15 protein-coding genes, 1 tRNA gene and 1 pseudogene are annotated in these 19,551 nt (G+C 55.7%); 12 read left to right on the top strand and 5 right to left on the bottom strand.

What is annotated here, in order from left to right:
- Positions 1-119 precede the first annotated feature (119 nt).
- The 4 genes from ACSSNI_RS00085 (at position 120) to ACSSNI_RS00070 (ending at position 3,508) form a co-directional block, all read left to right on the top strand.
- The gene (locus ACSSNI_RS00085) at positions 120-665 is read left to right on the top strand and encodes a TRAP transporter small permease subunit (protein WP_102836484.1); all 546 of its coding nucleotides are present in this window, start codon (positions 120-122) and stop codon (positions 663-665) included.
- Positions 658-2,034, top strand: a complete 1,377-nt coding sequence (locus ACSSNI_RS00080; RefSeq protein ID WP_102836483.1) for a TRAP transporter large permease — start codon at positions 658-660, stop codon at positions 2,032-2,034. The genes ACSSNI_RS00085 and ACSSNI_RS00080 overlap by 8 nt, the downstream gene beginning before the upstream one ends.
- A 93-nt stretch (positions 2,035-2,127) precedes the next feature.
- Positions 2,128-3,357: a methyltransferase gene (locus tag ACSSNI_RS00075; RefSeq protein ID WP_200640101.1), complete on the top strand. Its 1,230-nt coding sequence runs from the start codon at positions 2,128-2,130 to the stop codon at positions 3,355-3,357.
- A 75-nt stretch (positions 3,358-3,432) separates the two neighbouring features.
- Positions 3,433-3,508: transfer RNA gene (locus ACSSNI_RS00070), tRNA-Thr, on the top strand.
- Between the two features lie 129 nt (positions 3,509-3,637).
- On the opposite strand, the gene ACSSNI_RS00065 is transcribed toward ACSSNI_RS00070, so the two are convergent.
- A complete protein-coding gene (locus ACSSNI_RS00065; RefSeq protein WP_200640102.1) occupies positions 3,638-4,090 on the bottom strand; it encodes a hypothetical protein in 453 nt (150 codons plus the stop codon).
- A 187-nt stretch (positions 4,091-4,277) separates the two neighbouring features.
- Between ACSSNI_RS00065 and mobH the strand changes: the two genes are divergently transcribed.
- Positions 4,278-6,308, top strand: coding sequence for a MobH family relaxase (gene mobH, locus ACSSNI_RS00060; protein ID WP_200640103.1), 2,031 nt, complete (start codon positions 4,278-4,280; stop codon positions 6,306-6,308).
- 575 nt (positions 6,309-6,883) lie between these two features.
- The gene (locus ACSSNI_RS00055) at positions 6,884-7,741 is read left to right on the top strand and encodes a hypothetical protein (RefSeq protein WP_200640104.1); all 858 of its coding nucleotides are present in this window, start codon (positions 6,884-6,886) and stop codon (positions 7,739-7,741) included.
- A 314-nt stretch (positions 7,742-8,055) separates the two neighbouring features.
- Here ACSSNI_RS00055 and ACSSNI_RS00050 read toward each other — a convergent pair whose 3' ends face one another.
- Entirely contained in the window at positions 8,056-8,994 is a 939-nt protein-coding gene (locus ACSSNI_RS00050) for a hypothetical protein (RefSeq protein ID WP_200640105.1), read from the bottom strand.
- A 98-nt stretch (positions 8,995-9,092) separates the two neighbouring features.
- Positions 9,093-9,914, bottom strand: coding sequence for a hypothetical protein (locus ACSSNI_RS00045; protein WP_200640106.1), 822 nt, complete (start codon positions 9,912-9,914; stop codon positions 9,093-9,095).
- Positions 9,915-10,247: 333 nt separating this feature from the next.
- On the opposite strand from ACSSNI_RS00045, the pseudogene ACSSNI_RS00040 reads away from it, so the two are divergent.
- The 5 genes and pseudogenes from ACSSNI_RS00040 to ACSSNI_RS00020 all read left to right on the top strand — a co-directional run.
- Positions 10,248-10,516 (top strand): annotated as a pseudogene (locus ACSSNI_RS00040) (transposase); the annotation flags it as partial.
- 549 nt (positions 10,517-11,065) lie between these two features.
- Positions 11,066-12,103 carry a helix-turn-helix transcriptional regulator gene (locus ACSSNI_RS00035; protein ID WP_200640107.1) on the top strand — a complete coding sequence of 346 codons (1,038 nt, stop codon included), beginning with the start codon at positions 11,066-11,068 and terminating at the stop codon, positions 12,101-12,103.
- 12 nt (positions 12,104-12,115) lie between these two features.
- Positions 12,116-13,873, top strand: a complete 1,758-nt coding sequence (locus ACSSNI_RS00030; RefSeq protein WP_200640108.1) for a dynamin family protein — start codon at positions 12,116-12,118, stop codon at positions 13,871-13,873.
- Entirely contained in the window at positions 13,870-16,107 is a 2,238-nt protein-coding gene (locus tag ACSSNI_RS00025; RefSeq protein ID WP_200640109.1) for a dynamin family protein, read from the top strand. The genes ACSSNI_RS00030 and ACSSNI_RS00025 overlap by 4 nt, the downstream gene beginning before the upstream one ends.
- A gap of 278 nt (positions 16,108-16,385) precedes the next feature.
- Positions 16,386-17,900: a dynamin family protein gene (locus ACSSNI_RS00020; protein WP_448258731.1), complete on the top strand. Its 1,515-nt coding sequence runs from the start codon at positions 16,386-16,388 to the stop codon at positions 17,898-17,900.
- Positions 17,901-18,150: 250 nt separating this feature from the next.
- Here ACSSNI_RS00020 and ACSSNI_RS00015 read toward each other — a convergent pair whose 3' ends face one another.
- Positions 18,151-18,396 (bottom strand): hypothetical protein, encoded by a 246-nt coding sequence (locus tag ACSSNI_RS00015; RefSeq protein WP_200640111.1) that lies wholly within the window; start codon positions 18,394-18,396, stop codon positions 18,151-18,153.
- Between the two features lie 36 nt (positions 18,397-18,432).
- Entirely contained in the window at positions 18,433-18,672 is a 240-nt protein-coding gene (locus ACSSNI_RS00010) for a hypothetical protein (RefSeq protein ID WP_200640112.1), read from the bottom strand.
- A gap of 164 nt (positions 18,673-18,836) precedes the next feature.
- Between ACSSNI_RS00010 and ACSSNI_RS00005 the strand changes: the two genes are divergently transcribed.
- Complete coding sequence (locus ACSSNI_RS00005; RefSeq protein ID WP_267908362.1) at positions 18,837-18,959, top strand: hypothetical protein; 123 nt, start codon at positions 18,837-18,839, stop codon at positions 18,957-18,959.
- Positions 18,960-19,551: the final 592 nt, after the last annotated feature.

Here is a 19,551-nt window from a genome sequence, read left to right as displayed (position 1 = left end):
TCTCACTCAAGCACCGTGACTACGTACAGGCACTACGTACGTAGTACTGCCGGTTGCGACACGTTCGCACAGCCGCCTAGAATCGCCGGCCGCCTGGCCATAACAATAAAGGATCTGCCATGTCGAAACATGCCCCTCCACTGCTCGGACTCGCCAGAGTCATCGACGCCGTGAACGCCCGCTTCGGACAGGCCTGCGCCTGGCTGACCCTTTTCCTCGTCCTGGGCACCGCCGTGGTCGTCGTACTGCGCTACGGATTCGGTATCGGCGCGACTGCGCTGCAGGAAGCCGTCCTTTACGCACATGCACTGGTGTTCATGGGCGCCGCTGCCTGGGTGCTGCAACGCAACGGGCATGTCCGCGTCGACATCTTCTACCAGCGCTTTACCCCGCGCTACCAGGCCTTGGTCGAAGTGCTCGGCACCCTGCTGTTTCTCCTGCCTGTCTGCCTGTTTCTCGGCTGGGCAAGCTGGGACTATGTCGCCAACTCCTGGGCGACGCTGGAAGGCTCCAGCGAGTCCGGCGGGCTGAAATTCGTTTACCTGCAGAAGAGCATCATCCTCGTGCTGGTGATTTGCCTCATCCTGCAAGGCCTTTCCGAGATCATAAAAGCTGGCTACGCCATGGCCGGACGCCTGCCTGAGCAGGAGGTGAAGCATGGCTGAGTTGATGGCAATACTGCTGTTCATCAGCATCTGCGCGGCCTTGATGGCAGGCTACCCGGTGGCGTTCACGCTTGGCGGCGTTTCACTGCTGTTCGCCGGCCTCGGCATCATCACCGGCACCTTTGACGGCGGCTACCTGAGCGCCCTGCCGAACCGCCTGTTCGGCATCATGAACAACCAGACGATGCTGGCGGTCCCGCTGTTCGTGTTCATGGGCGTGATGCTGGAAAAGAGTCGAGTGGCCGAAGACCTGCTCGAGTCCATGTCGCGGCTATTCGGCACCCTGCGCGGCGGCCTGGCGATCTCCGTTTGCGTGGTAGGTGCATTGCTCGCAGCCAGCACCGGCATTGTCGGCGCCACGGTAGTAACCATGGGTCTGCTGGCGCTGCCGACCATGCTGCGCCGCGGCTATGATCCAGCCATCTCGACCGGAACTCTGGCTGCCACCGGTACACTCGGCCAGATCATTCCGCCGTCGATCGTGCTGGTCCTGCTGGGCGATGTGATGTCCAGCGCCTACCAGCAGGCGCAGCTGAAGATGGGCATCTTCTCGCCGAAGACCGTCTCCGTCGGCGACCTGTTTGTCGGTGCACTACTACCCGGCTTGTTGCTGGTCGGCATGTACATCCTCTACATCATCGCGGTAGCCATCTTTCAACCCAAGAAACTGCCGGCACTGCCGCAGGAAGAGCTGGGCCCGATCGAGTGGGGCAAGCTGATCAACGCTCTGGTGCCGCCACTGCTGCTGATCAGCGCCGTGCTCGGCTCCATCCTTGCCGGCTACGCCACACCGACAGAGGCCGCGGCGCTGGGTGCGCTAGGTGCGATGATCCTGGCGCTCTACAAGGGCAAGCTGAACTTCGGTCAGCTGCGCGAAGTGGCCTATGGCACCACTGAAATCAGCGCCATGGTGTTTCTGATCCTGATTGGCGCCTCGCTGTTCTCGCTCGTGTTCCGCGGCTTCGGCGGAGAAGTGCTGATCGAAGACGTCTTTGCCCAATTGCCAGGTGGCGTGCTCGGTGCCTTCTTCCTGGTCATGGTCGTGATCTTCCTGCTGGGCTTCATTCTCGACTTCATCGAGATCACCTTTGTGGTCGTCCCGATCGTCGGCCCAGTACTGCTGGCCATGGGGCTCGATCCAGTGTGGCTCGGCGTGATGATCGCACTAAACCTGCAGACCTCGTTCCTCACGCCACCCTTCGGCTTCGCGCTGTTCTATCTGCGCGGCGTTACGCCAAAATCTGTGCCCACCAGCACGATCTACAAAGGTGTGCTGCCGTTCATCCTGATTCAGCTACTGCTGCTGGTGATTGCCTATCAGTTCCCGGGGCTGGTTACCTGGCTACCCGAACAGATCTACGGTCAATAGCCCCAAGCAGACGCCCGTTTTGACGGGCGTCTGGCTTTTCGGCAGCGGCTTTCGGCGCGATCATAGCCATGAACCCGCCATCGCCGAACCCTCATGTCGACCTCATTCAGCTACGCACAACTGGCAGAGCGCTTTCGGCGACTCGACGAGTTCCTGCTGCAGCACCAGGCGTTGTGGCGTCCGCGCCCCTTCACTCATAGGCGCCTTGCCTGGGAAGCCGAACTCCCCGAGCTTGCCTGCTGGCTGCGGGGCCGCTCGCTGGAACATGCTGAAGCCGCGCACAACCAGCCTGCACAGCTGCTAGCGCCCGCCCCATTTCTTCAGCTGGCTGCGCAGGCCGCCGCCCTGAGCTGCATGGATGAGTTACCCACCTCGTCGACGCCCGTCACTGAGGCCCGGCAATCGGTCGATGTGCCGGGGCGAAAATGGCAGCAGATCCAGGCATTCGGTGCAGCGCTGAGGTTCAGAGAAACACCCCAGCACTGGCTCGACTGGTGTGCGGGCAAGGGCCACCTGGGCCGTCAACTGGCCAGTCGCGGCGGCGGGCTGACCTGTCTCGAGTGGGATATGGCCTTGGTTACCTCCGGTGCCCAGCTCAGTGAGAAGCTGGGCGTCGTTGCGACCCATTGTCAGCAGGACGTGATGACTGACAGCGCGTCATTACGGCTCAATCCGACGATCACGCCGGTGGCGCTACATGCTTGCGGCGATCTGCATGTTCGACTGATCGACCTGAGCATTGCGCAACATTGTCGCCAGCTGGCGCTAGCGCCCTGCTGCTACAACCGCATCCAGACCAATACCTACCAGCCCATGTCATCCCTCGCGCGACAATCCGCCCTTGAGTTATCACGCGACGATCTTGGCCTACCCCTCAGCGAAACCGTGACCGCCGGCGCACGCGAACGCCGTCAGCGCGATCAATCGATGGCCTGGCGCCTCGGATTCGACCTGCTTCAGCGTGATCTGCGTGGCAAGGATGGATACCTGCCCACACCGTCACTTCCCAGCAGCTGGCTGAAAAAAAGCTTCGCCCACTACTGCCGCGACCTGGCGGCTCTCAAGCAACTACCCGAGCCACCGGAGCAGGACTGGGACGCGCTCGAAAAACGCGGCTGGCAACGACTCGCTGAGGTGCGCAATCTGGAATTGCTACGCGGCCTGTTTCGGCGGCCGCTAGAGATCTGGCTGCTGCTCGACCGCGCGCTGCTGCTGTCCGAAAACGGCTATGCGATACGCCTGGGCACCTTCTGCCCAGCCGAGCTGACGCCTCGCAATCTGATGCTGATTGCCGAGTTCGAGCACCCAAGTGCAAGCACATGAGAAAACTCATGCAAACAACTGGCAACAAACAGTTTACTCGCCGCGAGCAATGGCTATAATGGCGCCCATCTTTTAGCCGGTATAGCTCAGCTGGTAGAGCAACTGACTTGTAATCAGTAGGTCCCGAGTTCGACTCTTGGTGCCGGCACCATATAGATCAAAGGCTTGCAGCAATGCAGGCCTTTGTCTTTTCTGCTAGACGTAAAATTCGACGTAAAATTCTAACCCTCGACCGTAGAACGCCCTTCCCATCTAGGGGACAGAGCACTACACGGCGCTCCTATCTAGATCTAGCTCTACCATCGACCCTAGCGGCCACTATGCAGCCGGCGACACCGATACATAGCATGGTCATCGGCACCAGCAGGATGGCGGCCACAACACTATCCTGAACACCCCACTGGTAGGAGTCCTGGAGCAGCAGCCAGAATGCGCTTCCGAAAATGCCGCATATTCCGGAAGCGACCAGTGAGAAGATCAGCCAGTGTCTACGTATAGCCGTCAGCAGCTGCCGAGTACTGCAGTGAATCGCCCACAACAGCATTGGCACTGCAATCAGTGCCAGCAGCGCCGGGGCGCTCCTAACCGCCATGCCTAGGTGTCTGGCCTCCTCTGGCTGCAGGCTTGCCACGCTCCAATACGACCACACTGCGTAGCTGCTCAGTATCAACACAACGGCTAGCAGGATATAGCTCAGCGCGTGCGCTCTGGCCTCTGAATAATCTGACTGCATGATTTCCTCCTATGGCTACGTGGCCTTATCAATGGGGGCGGTCGCCCCTTCACCAGCCTGCGAGCTACAGCAAGAATCCCAAGCCTTAGGATCGAAAAATTTAATCTGACCAAAATGTGGTTGGATTAGCGCGCACAGGGCGTTTACGGCTCTCCATCATGCTTTCTCCACTGACTGGAGTCGCCATATGCCCTTTCTCAACAAACTCAAAACTTGGTTCGCCCCTAAAAAGCCCAAACGGAGCAAGCTGCTCGCCCCCCTGGTCGATCCAAGATTCGAGCACCCCGCCTATAAAAATATTCCACCCGAGTTACTGGCAGCAGTGGGCAACCCTGCAGGGCTTCGGTATCCACCCTACGACGAGGGATATTACGGTCTGATCTCCGGTGAGTTCTGCATGGGCAGGTTTCAGGAAAAGCTTTTCCAGAAGCTGAAGCGGCAGTCCGGCGTTTCACCAGAGGAGTACAAGTGCTACCTGGAGCCAATCCTGATCGCGTATGCAGAGCTGGTACACCTACTCCCGGCATCCCAACATCACCATCATAATTATCCTGGCGGTCTGCTGCGCCATGGCCTTGAAACCGCCTGCTTCATGCTCGACTGGATGGTGTTGACCAAATTTGATCACGAGCTAACCCCAGGTGAGGCCAGCAAGCGGCTGCGTCGCTGGTATGTAGCCGGAATCATCTCAGCGCTATTTCATGATGCAGGCAAGCCTCTGACCGATGTGCGCGTGATGAGCTTTGAGGGCGACAAGGAGTGGCATATGGGTACGAAGACCATCCACAAGTGGGCCGTCACTCATAACATCAGCCGATACTTCATCACCTGGATCAAAGATCGTTGTGACAGGCATATTTCGCATACCCCCTGGCTAATAGGTAGGTTCGTATCCGGCGACATTACGGAGTGGCTGATCGAGGGCGGAGAAGACATCTGGCAGGCACTACTGGATGCTGCCACCGGCCAGCCTGGACCTTTAACGCGAGCAGTCAAAATCGCCGACAGCCGCTCTGTTAAAGCGGATCGCGAGCGCGCTGGCCATGCCTTAGGCGAAGCCGATGCAAGCGTTTCTGTTGAACGTCTATGCGTGGATGCCATGCGCTTTCTATTGGACGAGAAGCTGTGGACATGTAATGAGTCAGGCTCGCGGTTATGGCTGACCACCGAGGGAGTCTTCCTCGCCTGGGGGCACGGCGCTGGCGAAATCATCCAACAGGTCGTAAAGAATCAGGCCAGCAACTTTCCGCGTGCTGAACAAAGCCTGCTTGCAGCCATGGAGCAGCATGAACTGATAGAGCGAGGGGCTGACGGCTCGCTCATCTGGCACGTCGCACCGCATGTACTTTTCAAGAACGACAAGGGTCCGTCCCTCCGCTGCGTTAAGCTACAACGCCCATACGAAATTTTTCCTGATGGGCTAAATGGGCTTAGGCCAATCTCTGCCACTATTGGCCGAGGCGAAGACGCGCAGGAACATCTAGCCTCCGCCAATTCCGCGCTACTTTTCGAGGCTCAGTCCAATACGGGAGAAGTGTCGACAAGTCCCTCTGAACAGCAGGCAAATGGTCCCAGCCAATACCCAGCTAACGAGGCAAATGTTGAGAAAACAATCCGCTCCAGCGTTCCCCTGCGGATCCCTCCACCGTTCATCGACCGCCTGAGCAACGAGGACGCGGACTACCTGCGCAGTAATTCTGGCCTGGCCAGCCGTCTACTGACGGATTGGGAGCGCAATCCGCGGATCCGCGAGCTTCAGAATCGGACATTCCTCCCCCTGAATGGGCTGATAACCGAAGCCGATCTGCCCGCACTCACGGAGGGAGGATGGCTCTGGCCTAATCTAGCCAGCAACAACGGTGAGCTGACTCGAATCCAGCGCGGTGAAACTGGCGTAATGCTCAATACCAGACTGTCGCTAATTTTCTGCCGCCTCACGAATGCCAAATGGCAACCACGGTGCCACGCCACCCTGCCAGAGGAGCTGCACAGTCAGGTGATTAGACGGGCCGTTGATCTGGTGCCGCATGCCCTTGAGGAGCGTGGACGCGGGGCGAAGGCATACAGTCTGTCGTTCTGGGCAAGAGATAAATTCCAGACCACCAACGGTCTCAGCAACGAGGAGACAGAGCGAGCAATTCTCTATGGCCTGGAAGCGGTGAAGATCAGCAACGAGAGGAAGTATTATTTTTCAGCGGGCATAGAGTTACAGCTCTGATATGAGCGCGCACATGATAGGCCACTGCCCGCCATGTGCGCTCAATACAAGACTAATTCGCCCCATCCCAAGCAACGAACCACGCATAAAATCGATACCCGGCATATCCGGCGGTGACGTAGCTCAGCACTATTAGCCACTCAATATCACCGCTTACCCCTGCCCGTCTCTGTAGCCAAAACAGAATGCCCGCGGTTACGTTGAAAGCCAGTATTCCCAGCCCAATCCCCAACAGCCGAAACAGCCGTATCCCCAGGCTGGGGACGCCGCCATCCCAGTTCTCGCTCAGGCAAAACGGGCAGTGGTTTCCACTTGGGGCATAGCCGAGAAGCCGCCGACTGTATCGTGCGCGCGGCACCATAGTTTTTCCGCAGTTATGACAGATCACGGTTGAGTGGCGCATGGGCTCCTCCTAGTTGGGGGTCGACTTACCTCAACCTCAACTACAACCGAGAAAACCCAAGCCCAAACGCGTTCAGACGCAGCACGGTTAGGCTCGTTGCCATAATGGAAAAGCTCCAGAGCTTTTCTACGCTCATGCCAATCAGTTCAGTTCAAATCCCCCCCGTGCTGTGGTGAACAAAACGGACTTGCTTTTTCGGTACGACTCCCCTTCCGATGCCCCTCATGTTGATGTGCGAAGTAGTGTAGAGCGCGTCCTCGACGAGATTGAGCAGTACCTGGGGTTACAGCGAGCGATGATTCAGGCCTACAACCAGGGGCTGGCCAACCAAACCGCGCAATGTATTGACCAGAGACGGACGCGCCTCCTTGCCCAGTCGGAGCGAGTCGCAGCGTTGGGTATCCCCGTGAAGCGACGGGAGGACGCGCCGAAGACTTACGCCGTTCCTACTGTCCAGAAGAAGGCGGCACCCAAGCTGCCCCCAGCGAGTGCTATGCCATTCAAACCGGAGCCTACCTGGGCCATGGAGCAGTACGAGCAAGCACTACGCATCATGCAAGACATGGCCGTAGTGATGGAGCGTAGCCCTGAGGCATTCAAGTCCATGAACGAAGAGGCGCTGCGGCAACACTTCCTCGTTCAGCTCAACGGCCAGTTCGAAGGCAAAGCCACTGGCGAAACCTTCAACATGTCGGGCAAGACGGACATTCTGCTGCGAGAGGCAGATCGCAACGTCTTTATTGCTGAGTGCAAATTCTGGAAGGGGCCCAAAGCCTTTAAGGAAGCGATTGACCAACTCCTCAGATACACCACTTGGCGGGATGGGAAGACCGCAATCCTAATCTTCAATCGCGGCATCGATACCACGACAGTCATGAACGGTATTGACGCCCAGGTAAAGGAACACCCCAATTTCAAGCGTGCCGTGAGCTGGTCTCATGAAAGCGGTTTTCGCTATGTGCTACGCGCGAACGATGACGCCGGTCGCGAGTTGTTCCTGACAGTATTGGTTTTCCATGTTCCAGCTTAATCCATCCCGAATAGATCAGCCGCGTTCCACAGCACGAAAAGGTGCAGACTTATTTAGGCCGTTTCTAGTCTGCACAGGCACAAAACGGCCAGAGGCGGACGATCTGCAAAAGAAATTCATACCACGTGCTGGAAGCGATGCAGTGAAAGCTGATGAATTCATTCTCTTTCCTGGTGAGTTATAACGCCGCATTAAGGTGTGAGCAACACTACCACCTAACCTAGATCATTGCACCGTACACACAAAAGCCAATCTTGAACTGAAATGCCAAGCGCTGGGAGTCACTCTTAAATGCTTTGTTATAAATCTGAACTCTATAGGTTTTGATTGGCAATTTTGTCGATAAAACCGGAGACTAGAGCCAGCGCCTTTTTGTTTTGGCTAGCCTGCCTATACATGCACGCTGCGCGCCCAAAACCCAAAGCAGGTTCCTTTTCCTCATGAGAAAAGAATGCGCTTGAACTAAATTCAAATAGAATACCTGCTACATTACGACCTGCATTTTTGTTTGATACATCTTGCTGCTCTCTAGCGAAATCTGTAATTGCTTTTTGTATTTCCATGTCATACAGACGCACATCGCTTGTTGCTGTAACTGCACCCTCAGGCAAGAGTACATCAGTCACATCCAGTGCTATCAAACCATACTTATTTTTACGATTTGCACCAATACGTGCATTTATCTGATTTGATGCTTCTTTCATACGAGAGGCTAATTTTTTCAAAGACTTTATACGTTTGCACTCTACATACAATCTGTCTTTACCAATAGTAACAACCACATCGCAGTCATCCGTTAGGTCGACTTCATAGCCGCCTTTGAGAAACCTAGAGGTAATGTTTAGCTCAAACGCGAAATCTCGTGCAGGGTCATCATTTTGTCCTTTTTTGTTCTTTATGATTGCTTCGGCACGCATAGTTTTACCAGACATAACATGCTTGATACGGTCTCTTAAGCCGTCGTGCTTACCATCCTTAAAAGTATTCCACAAACGGATGATCTGGCACGCTTCGGTCGCTGCTTGCATAAAACGATAGAAATCATCAATTAAGTCTCGTTCCGTAGGTGCTTTTGCCCCGGGGTTTACAAATGTTTTTAGCAGCCGCTCGTAGTCGCCCATCCGAGTGCTTTTATATGGAAAACCCATCTCTCTGGATAACCATTTACATGCTTCTGAGAATTCTTTTTTACGATCTGTAAAATTTCCGTGATACATTGCAGTTTTACTTACTTCTAACGTTGAGATATTCATAACCCTCCGAGCTCATGTGAATTATAACGCTCGCATTTGCGGATGGTTTGGAGCGCAGCGGAAACCATCCCGGCAACATGCGCTTGCTAGGCGATATTTTATGAAAGGCCTTTTGGTACGTGATGCTTTTGAGCTCCATTAATTAGATCCCCTAACGCATCACATCGTTCAAAGTACCTATTTCGCCACTCAATTTCTTCATCCGATGTTTCCGATGAATTTAGTATCTCTATGCCGGATATAAATTTCTTACGATTCTCTATGAAGCCTATAGTTTTTCCAAAACCCTTTCGGTACAACGAGACTAATTGTGGGGCGCCACTTGAAAGTTTATCTTCACCAGAATAGATGGCATTGCAAAATGAGCTAAAAACAGCCCTACTTGTCCCTCCCTGACTTGTAGCCTTCCAGCGCTCCGACCATTTACCCACGACTCTTGCTCCCGAGCCATCAATTTTTATTGCACTAGAAACTATAGGAATTGAAAGACTATCAACCGACCATGTAGATTGCTTCTTATTCCAAGCTATCGTATTTAATTTAAATTCCGCCTGAAGGCCAGCGCCTTCTCTTGCCCCATGAAATATACAAAATGATTCGCGAAATCCAGGAGGATAAAGCTCATGCGAGTTCTTTATGTGCTCAGCAACTTTTATAAAGCGAGTTTCACATGAGTCATTTACTCCAAATAGCCCGCCGTTATCAATAGCGTTGACTATTTGCCCCAATACCATCGAAGGAAATATTACGTCATTCACATATCCAAATATGTCAGGCGACGAATTAGATGAAAATGTCTTTCGAGCCATATCCCAGTGCGTTTCACCTGACGGGCCCCAAGAAATTCGGCTATCTGTGGCAAAATTAATCGATGCAGTCCCTCTTGAGTCTACGCCAACCCAAGCAACAAAAGTCGTCATGCTGTATTGACCTCCAATACTTGTTCGATTAACGTAACCTCAATTCATAAAGCGCTTTTCTAGTGCTTTTGTCACCGAGCAACTCCCTGACCACTCTCCAAAGTGCAATCATTGATTGTATTTTAGTGAGTGGGTCGAGGTGGCGTCCACCGGCTCATTTGAGCCGTGTGGGTTCAGGGTCATCTGTAACATTAACCATTTTTGTGCCAGCCTAATTAGGAAAAGGGGACAGCCTTATTTGCTGGCCACCGTCCGCTTCTGGCCTAGGCTGTGTGAAAACTCTGGCATCGACCTTGCTGTGATTTGATGGATTCAAATCAGCGGGGGATGCCGATGAAGCGGTTTATCCAGGGAGAGCATCGAGGCCAAAGCGCTCTACTTCCTGAGAACCTCGACGACTACGTGGCGGGCACCAATCCGGTGCGGGTGGTCGATGTGTTCGTCGACGAGCTTGACCTTGGCAAGCTGGGTTTCGATGGGGTGGTTCCCGCCGAAACCGGCCGCCCTGCTTATCATCCGCGCTGCTGAAGATCCACATCTACGGCTATCTCAACAGCATCCAGTACAGTTGCCGTCTCGAACGCGAAGCTCAGCGCAACGTTGGGTAAAAAGGGGACAGATTATTCACTGGGTGATCGTCCGCTTTTGGCCGGAAGCGGTCCCTGGGATTCTGGTTCATCGGTTGAAGATTAAGCCCAACGAGTACTGAAGACAGCTACTACCGATATCGGCTGCAGCTTCAACAACAGCAACGGGTGCATGAGCCGGGATGAACAGCCGTGAGTAGCTAGGTACCCGCGACAGAATTTGACGCTATGACAGCGTATTGTCCTCCGCATCCGCCTCACAAAAGGATGCTCGAAGACTGCTAAAGGCCTTGCTCCATTGCTGCCACCAGCTGTCACTGGCAAAAGACGGTGCTCGACGACAGAAATCGCGCACAGTGAAGGAGTGCTTCGTGCACTGCCCAAGATGCTGCTCGCCAGACCTTCTTGCCTGTCGAGCAACCTGACTAAACCCCCAGTCGCCAAGTCCATGCGTCCAAGATGCGCTGCCAGTGACATCATGGCAAATTGCTACTGAAAGGGTTAAATTGGTCATATAAGTGACGCCAACAAAGCGCACCTCATTGCCAACACAGGGAAGTAACTATGTTGCAAGCCAAGGACACCCTCCTGAGGCTTATTGCCCTACTGCGCCTTATACCGCGAGCGCCTGGTCGTATAGCGACCACAACCCTGCTGGAAAAGCTCAAGGAAGATGGTTTCTCAGTAAGCCTACGTACAGTTCAGCGCGACCTTGACCGGCTCTCTATCCCGTTTGCCCTGCAGCGTGACGAAAGTTCCCCTTCATTTCGCTGGAGTCTGTCGCCCGAAGCTCCTATTGATCTCTCGGCGATGGACACCCCTACGGCCCTGGCTCTGTACCTCGCGGAAAACCACCTGCAGCCGCTGCTTCCACAGAGCGTGCTGGACCAGCTAGGTCCACAGTTTCGCATGGCCCGTGATTACCTCGACAATCTGGAAAACAACGGTCTGGCACACTGGGCGCGCAAGGTTCGAGCGATTCCAAACGGCAAGTCCCTGCGGCCAGCACAGATCGCGCCATACGTCTGGGAGCAGACTTCCACTGCCCTACTGGAACGTAAACAGCTTCGGATCAGCTACCTAAGCCGCAGCAAAATCGACGTGAAGCAACTGCTGATCCACCCTGCCGGCTTGGTTTCTCGGCACGCCATCAGCTACCTGATCGGCAGCGTCGATGGCTACGAAGACCTGCGCCAATTCGCCCTGCACCGCATTCACCATGCTGAGTGCCTGGAAGCCCCTGCCCACGCCCGTAAAGACTTCGATATCGAGAGTTACGTCGTCCAGTACCTCAACACCTCCACAGCCATTGAGCAGGTGGAGTTGGTCGCCAGCGTTTCGCCGCAGATCGCCTGGCTACTTGGCGAAACTCCGCTGAGCACCGAGCAAAGCCTGGAACCGCTAGAAGGTAGCGATTGGCAGCACCTGCGCGCCAGGGTGCCTAATGACCAGGAAACAATGTGGTGGGTGTTTAGCTTGGGGGAGAACGTGGTGGTGAGTGAGCCAAAGCACTGGGCCACAGCAATCCGAGAGAGAGCCTCCCGCCTCGGGGCACTCTACGAGAAAGAAATACCCTCTGAGGTCCTAGCCCCGAATGTGTAAGGAGCGTTTCGTATGCTGAAAACTCAAGACATCTATCTGAACTATCTAGAAGCGGTGGAACGGCTAATCGTTGAGACTCCTCTGCCAGTAGACGAGCTAGGGCAGTTAAAGGAAGACCTACGCCACACCGAGCTGCTGATTCCAGTAATAGGTGCTTTCAGCGCCGGCAAGAGCAGTTTGATCAACGCATTTATTGGCGAAGACGTTCTTGGGGTAGGCCTCACTCCTGAAACGGAGCTCGCCACCGAACTTCGTTACAGCAGCGACCCGCACTTGTTGGCCCTGCGCCCGAACGGCAGCAGCGAGCGCCTTAGCGTCAGCGCCCTGAGCACCCTGAAGAGCCGGGCCGATGAGTTCACGCATGTGCAGCTGTACCTGGACAACCCACAACTCAAGGCACTTCCTTCTCTGGTACTGGTGGACATGCCAGGCTTCGGCTCATCGCTGGCCAATCACAACAAAGCCATTGGCTATTACCTACCACGTGGCGTGCATTTCATCGTCGTAACAAGCGTCGAGGACGGCAACATTACCCAATCGATGCTCCGCCAACTGGACGACCTGCAGACCTACGGCCGTGATTTCAGCTTCCTGTTAAACAAAATCAACCTCCGTTCCGATGAACAGGTCCAAGCCGTGTCGGACCTGGTCGATGACCAGATCCGCAGCAACTTCGTCACTTCACGCCCCCTGGTTACGGTTGGCCTCGATGGTGACCAGCGCCTGAAGGAAGTGCTGACCCGCCTCCAGCCTGAACAAATGGTGCGCCAGATATTCGAGGACAGGCTCAAAGACCTGACGCACTCGCTACTGAGCCAGATCAACCTCGCCCTGAACTCGTTGAAGAAGGATCAGGCTGAAAACCAGTACGCCCTGAGCGAGCTGGCCAAAGGTATTCGTCAAATCGAACGCAAGCGTGACGATGTACTGGAGGACCTCCGCGACCAGCAACTGGACCGCACCGTTGATCGCTGTTTGAAAACGGTGGGGCGCGAATTGGAAGGTGTGGAGTCGGAACTGGTGAGTGCGGGCCTAGCCGGCAATCAGGAAGCTTTCTCACGTATCGTTTCCGAGGTGGTACGCAGCTCGATGACCCGTTCCGTCAAGGATCAGATGGACACCCTCGGCCGTTCGGTGGTCGCTGATTTTGCCCAGGCCGTCGGCGATTTAGGCAAGAGCATGGGCCAATTCAACAACGAACTGAATTGGCTCGGTCAACTCACCGAACGAATCAATAGTAGCTTGCAGAAAACCGGTGAAACCCTAGGCCACTGGAGCGGCTCGCTGGCCGAGCGTAACGCTAAGGAACTGGAGCGTTTGAAAAAGGAATCCAAGTGGGAAGAGGGTCAGCCCTTGCCACGTGTGACCTATCAGGGTCTGGCCACTGTGTTGGCGGTTACCACTTCGGTGGTCAACCCGCTTATCGAGCTGGCAATCATCTTTCTGCCGAACATCCTGGCGTTCATCAACGAAGGTCGCCAGCGCGAACAACTGCGCCAGAAAATAGTTACCGAGGTCATTCCCTCGGTGAAACGTGAACTTCGGGATCGCTTGCCCGCCTTGCTCAGCGAACAGATGGACGCACTGGTGACACAGGTGAGCAGCGAATTCGAACGAGAAATAAGCGAGAAGCAGAGCGTGATCAACGAGATATCGAGCAATCGCCAGCAGACCGCCCAGGCCGCCGAACAACAGATCGAGCACCTGACCCGGGTCGGGGAAGCGCTACGGAAACTGGCCTCCGAAACCCTGTACGAGTTGCAAGCATGAATGCACAGGGCGTAATCCAACTTAACCAGCGCCTCCATCAATGGATGGAGCAATACAGCCCGGAGCTGGAGAAAGACATCGCCCAATGGATACGCAAACATGCGATCAGTCCGACCCACGACCTTGCCCGCTCGTTCAACCTGCTGGACGAAGAGCACCGCCTACTTCAAATCGGCGTGGTGGGACGGGTCAAGGCCGGCAAGTCATCTTTGCTCAATGCCTTGGTATTCGACGGTCACGCTGTTCTGCCACGGGCCGCCACGCCAATGACCGCCGCACTGACCACCTTAACTTACGGCGAAACCTTCTCGGCCCACGTACAGTTTTACGATGCCGCTGACCGGGCCAGTATCGAACAAAACGCAGCACGCTACCGGCAGCGCTTCAAGGAGGAGGAGGGCCTGGCCGCAGATACCCTACGCCAGCGCCGTCAGCGCAATGGCCAGCACGTCGAGGATGAACAGTTCCGCGCCGACGTGCACAAGGCGGCCCGGCGTGCCTTGCAGGGTGAGCACGCGCTGGTGGCCGCCCACGACCAATGGCAAAGAATCTGTGAGTGCAACCTTGACCTCAGCACCCTCGACAGCCTAGGACAGCTAGAAGCAACGGACCTAACTTCACTGGCCAGGCAGCTGGATGAATACGTCGCAACTGGGGGCGCCTACATGCCGCTGACCAAGAGCGTCGACATCTTGCTGCCCCTGCCCTCGCTGCGCAATATCAGGATCATCGACACGCCCGGTCTGAACGACCCGGTACAGTCCCGCGAGGAGCGCACGACCGTGCTGCTCAAGGATTGCGACGTGGTGTTCATCGTTAGCCCTGCCGGCCAGTTCCTAAGCGAGCAGGATATCGAGATGATGAGCCGAATTACGCAGAAAGAGGGGGTGCAGGAGCTGGTGCTGATCGCAAGCCAAGTGGACAACCAGCTATATGGTAGCGACATCCGTCAGCCCACCCTCAATGGCGCACTGAATAAAATCACTGAAACCCTCAGCGCCCACATGATCGACACCCTGCAACGCTTGAAGATCCAGCACCCAGAATTCGGCCGAACCTTCGATTGTCTTATCCAGAATGGTGCCGGCAAGGTGCTGCACACCTCGGGCATGTGCCACAGCCTATCAGTCCGCTTCGACGAGCAGGAGGGTTGGGATAGTAGCGAGCGCAAGGCCTGGGACAACCTGCAGTCCAACTACCCGGACTTCTTTACGCCTGACCATACCGAACGCTGCCGCGCTAACCTCGACCTGCTGGCGAACACCGCCACCCTACAGGACGTGCTGGAAAATGTTCGTGCGCAGAAAGACCGAATTATCGAGCAGCGCCGTGAAGAGCTGATCCGCGCCAAGTCGGCGGCACTTGAAGCATTTCGTGCTGACCTGCTGGCCTTCACACAGGCCAAGTACCATGAAGTTCGCAATGCTGATATCGAGGACCTGAAGGCTCAGCGCCGCAAGCTGGATAGCCTGATCACGGTGGCCACCTACGAACTGGACAGCATGCTCGCCACGTGCATTGCCGATTTCCAGGGCAAATTGAAGAAAGAACTCTCCAAGCGGCTGGACGCTGCCTATGGAAGCACGGGCTCGGCCGTTGACTGCGCAGGCGTTGAAACCCGCGAAAAGAAAGAAGTGGTGCGCGACAGCCTGGCTGCCAAGCTCGCCAACTGGGCGTGGGGGGGAGGGACGGAAACCCGCACCCATACCGAGTTCAAGTTATTCTGGCGCAAGGTGTATAACGAACTGGAACACTTCGCCGAGGAGGTAGTACAAAACCTCAGGGACGCGAGCGAGGCTCTGACATTCCAATTTCGTGAGCAGCTGATCCAGGAGTCAACAGGTGTCGCCAGGCGCCACCTGGGCGATGACCTCGATGCCGCACTGATCATCCGCACCAACCAGGGCCTGGTCTCCAACTTCAAGCTTCCGGCCTTCGAACTCGACACCCGCGATCTGCGAAAGCTCAAGCGCACCGGTCATCACCTGCTTGACTTAGAAGCTCGGGACTATCTCGACGAAGCGCAGCACCGCCTGGACGCGTTCAAAGGAGAGGCCAGCAAGCAGATCCGCCAATTGATCGCCGAAGTCAAGCACGCACTGCCCACCTCCTACGGTGACGCCTTCTTCAAGAGCATGCAGGAGCGCATCGCCCAGCTGGAGGAGCAAGTCGAAAACACCCTGCTCACCCTTGACCGCCTGCAACGCATGGCCAAGGAGCTGGAAGCCCTATGAACACAGACTTGTTTCCCGCAACGTTGTTGGCGCAACTGGACAAGCTCAGTCGTTTTTTTGTGTTGCGCCGCGGACCGCTGCACGACAGTATCGCCTCGGCGCTGCAGGCAGCCGATGCTCGTCACAACGCGATGAACCAGGCACACCAACACGACCTGGCGCGTCTGGAGTCGCTGATCCAGAGCCATGCTCAACTAACCGAGCAGCAGGCCAGCACCACCGCTGAACTTGACAGCACGAGGCAAGCCCTGCTTGGTGCAACGCACTCGCTTGAGCAGTTGCAAACCAAGCAGCGGCAGGATCAAGAGCAAGCCAAACTCCGCTTCGATGCCCTGTCGACCCAGAATTCCCGACTCGGTCAAGAACGCGATCAGCTGGAAGCCGCCCGCAGCACGCTTGAACAAACGCTGGAGATTACCCGCGTCGAGCTGCTGGCCAGCACCGAAGCCATCGAGTCGCTGCAACAGAGTCTGGCAGGTCACCAGCGAACCAATGCCGAGTTAGCTGAGAAATTCCAGGCATTACAACAACGCCATGGCGATACCTGGACCCGCTTCGAACTTATCTCCCGGTTACTGGCTGCCCGCCCGCAGGAAAGTGCTGGCCTCGCCCGCTTCCGAGAGCTGCTGGCATCCGACTACATGGCCTTTGCCGAGAGCGAGTCATCACTTGCCGCCGAAGCCAAGGCCCTGACGCTGTTGCAGTCGATTGAACAGGAGCTTGCGCTGCTGGTGAGTTTCCCTGACGTGCGCACGCGAACCATAGTCGGCATCGTTGGAGGGTTCAGCAGCGGTAAATCAGAATTTATCAACAGTTTTATCGACGACCCTGAGGTACGCCTGGCCGTCGGTCTGAAGCCGGTTACGGCCATTCCAAGCTACGTGCTAGCTACCGATGAGCGCATGATTCGCGGTTACTCAGCCAGCGGCGGGCATATCAATCTTGACGTCGATTTCTACAAAAACGTGTCGCACGCCTTCATCAACTCGTTCAGCTTCGACCTCAAGAGCTTGATGCCCTTCATGTGTGTCGGCGTGAGGATGAGACCTGAATGCCTTAGCGATATCTGCTTCATCGACACTCCCGGCTACAACCCACCTTCAACTGCGGCCGAGCACAGTCAGGGGGACAGACGCACCGCCGTACAATTTGCCCAACAAGCGGATTCGATTATTTGGCTTATCGGGCTTGATTCCAATGGTACCGTGCCAGACTCAGACCTCGAGTTCATCCAGCATATTGGTGTGGAAGGGCGCTCGGTGTACGTCGTGCTCACCAAGGCAGACCTCAAGGCCGAAGAGGACATTGACGACATCCTCGAAGAGGTGCAATACCGCCTCGATGATGAAGGCATACAGATTGAAGGCGTCAGTGCTTACAGTTCTACCCTGCGCGAAGAGGTCGCCTATCGCAAGGTACCGCTGCTGGAGCACTTCGCCCGCATCAACCGCTGTGGGAGCACTCAACAACATCTAGAGAAGCGTCTGGGCGAAGTGTTTGCCATGTATGGCGAGGCTATCCAGACGGATATCGCCGCGCTGAAGGCGCAAAAGGTTGCGATAAACGGACTTCGGCTGGATTGCCTAGAGTTCGGCGGCCAGGAGCTCTACGAGCGCATGCTTGCCCCAATTGATAAGCTCACACACAGCGTCGACACATCGTCTCTACAGGCCTGGCTAAAAGAGTCTCGAAGACTTCATGAAGCTTTCAACGAGGCGGTCCAGCAAACTGCCACAGCGTTGGACGCGGCCTATGACAGCATTAGCTCGGCCGTTGACTCCGCTGTTACTTAAACCAACAGTCAGGAGGACGTGGTGCTCAAAAGGCTGGACTATCAAGATCACCAACTGGATGTGGGGAGGCGTCACTAAAACCTGAATCCCCCTTTCCTCCTTCGCCATTGACGGGACTAATCCACCACCGGATAGCCCTTATCCCCCCGCAGGTTATCCGGGCTATCCATCATCAGCTCGGAGGTCGCGGCGCTAGCTTGCCCAGGACGTTTGTGCAGTCGCGCATTTGCTCACGGTTGATCGATCCATTTTAGTTAGCGCCGCCGTGGAAAAGCTGGTTGCGGAGGGTGTGAAGGCGGTTGAACAGCCCGCTGAGCAGCGACGACGTGTTGCCACTATCCAAGGCCAGTTGGGCTGCGCGCTTGCCACTGGCGAAGCGGCTTTTCCAGAATGCCTTCATCGACATTGCCGCGATTGTGATCCCAGAAGCTTGGAACACATACCGGTTATCTAACAGCACACCGATACTGCCGGAAAACTTCTGCCAGATCAGCACATCAATGCACTTACCCTCGTCAAGCGAACAAAGCTTTTACAGAAAAACTTTGAAAGTCTCTTGCTCAGAGAGGCGCTGGCGCTCGTCGATCTCAGTGGCATAGGCGGGCTCTACCCCTAACAGAGCAGCACTGTGTCGCATACCACGACACCATTTGTCGCGCAGTTCCGGCACAGTCTCTTCAAGCACAACGGAGAGACCATACATGCCGATACCGCTCCCGCCCCGCACCTTCATCTGCTCACATTGCCACTGGCAACGCACCTGCATTTTCACCCGCGACGCACTCCAGCTGGGAGTCGACTGGTTCAGTCACTGCCCGTCCTGCCAGCGCACCGAACTAGAAACCCGTCCGGCTAGCCGCGCGGAAATCATGCGGGAACGGCTGCGCCAATTCCTGTGCTAACCGAGAAATCGAGCGAAATAAAAGGAGACCCATCATGCTGAAAAATATTCTTGCTACTGTCGGTTTGGCTGTCGTGCTAAAAGCCGCTTTGGAACACTGCCGCGAGTTCCAGGAGTTAAAGAGAGGGAAGCAGGACGGTAGGAAACCAAGCACCTGAACGGCTGCGGATTTGCGTCTCTTTGCTAGCTACTTCTACTGACCGGCAATCGACATTAGGAAAAGCTGAGTGAGGTTCATCTGATTGAAATGACCTCATCCATCTCCACAGGAAGCTAACGAATCACCCCGCCCTGGCGGTGCCCTTATGGGAGCTTACGCCTTGTCTATGTCGTCTCCTCCAGAGATCATTCATGGTTCTGTGTCGGGCATGAGCTATTTCATCAGTTCGCACACCCAGGCAACGAGAGTGTCGAAGCCTTTGAGGCGGGCACGGTGGCGCAGGTGGTCGATATCCTGACTGTCGTCGTCCACGCGACCAGCGGTTTTACTTCGGCCTTCGCAAAAGTCCACGAATGCAAACATCGAGCGGAAACTGTTCCGCCGCATGTATAAGGCTGTCAGCGGCGAAGAGCTTAACGACAAACCAGGGACGCTATCTTCAGCCGGCAAGCGGGATAGCTAAGGAGAACCGAGCAGCCAACCCAACTGCGGGCATTCACGAACGTCCGCTTCTGGCCCAGAGTGTGTAAAAACGCTGCTAGCCAGTGTTCTATGAGCAACGACCCCTGTCGGTTGAGCGAGGACGCTGG

This window comes from Stutzerimonas tianxiuensis, from assembly GCF_053470365.1.
Note: the sequence above shows the minus strand (reverse complement) of the source record. Positions and strands in the feature narration are given on the sequence as shown.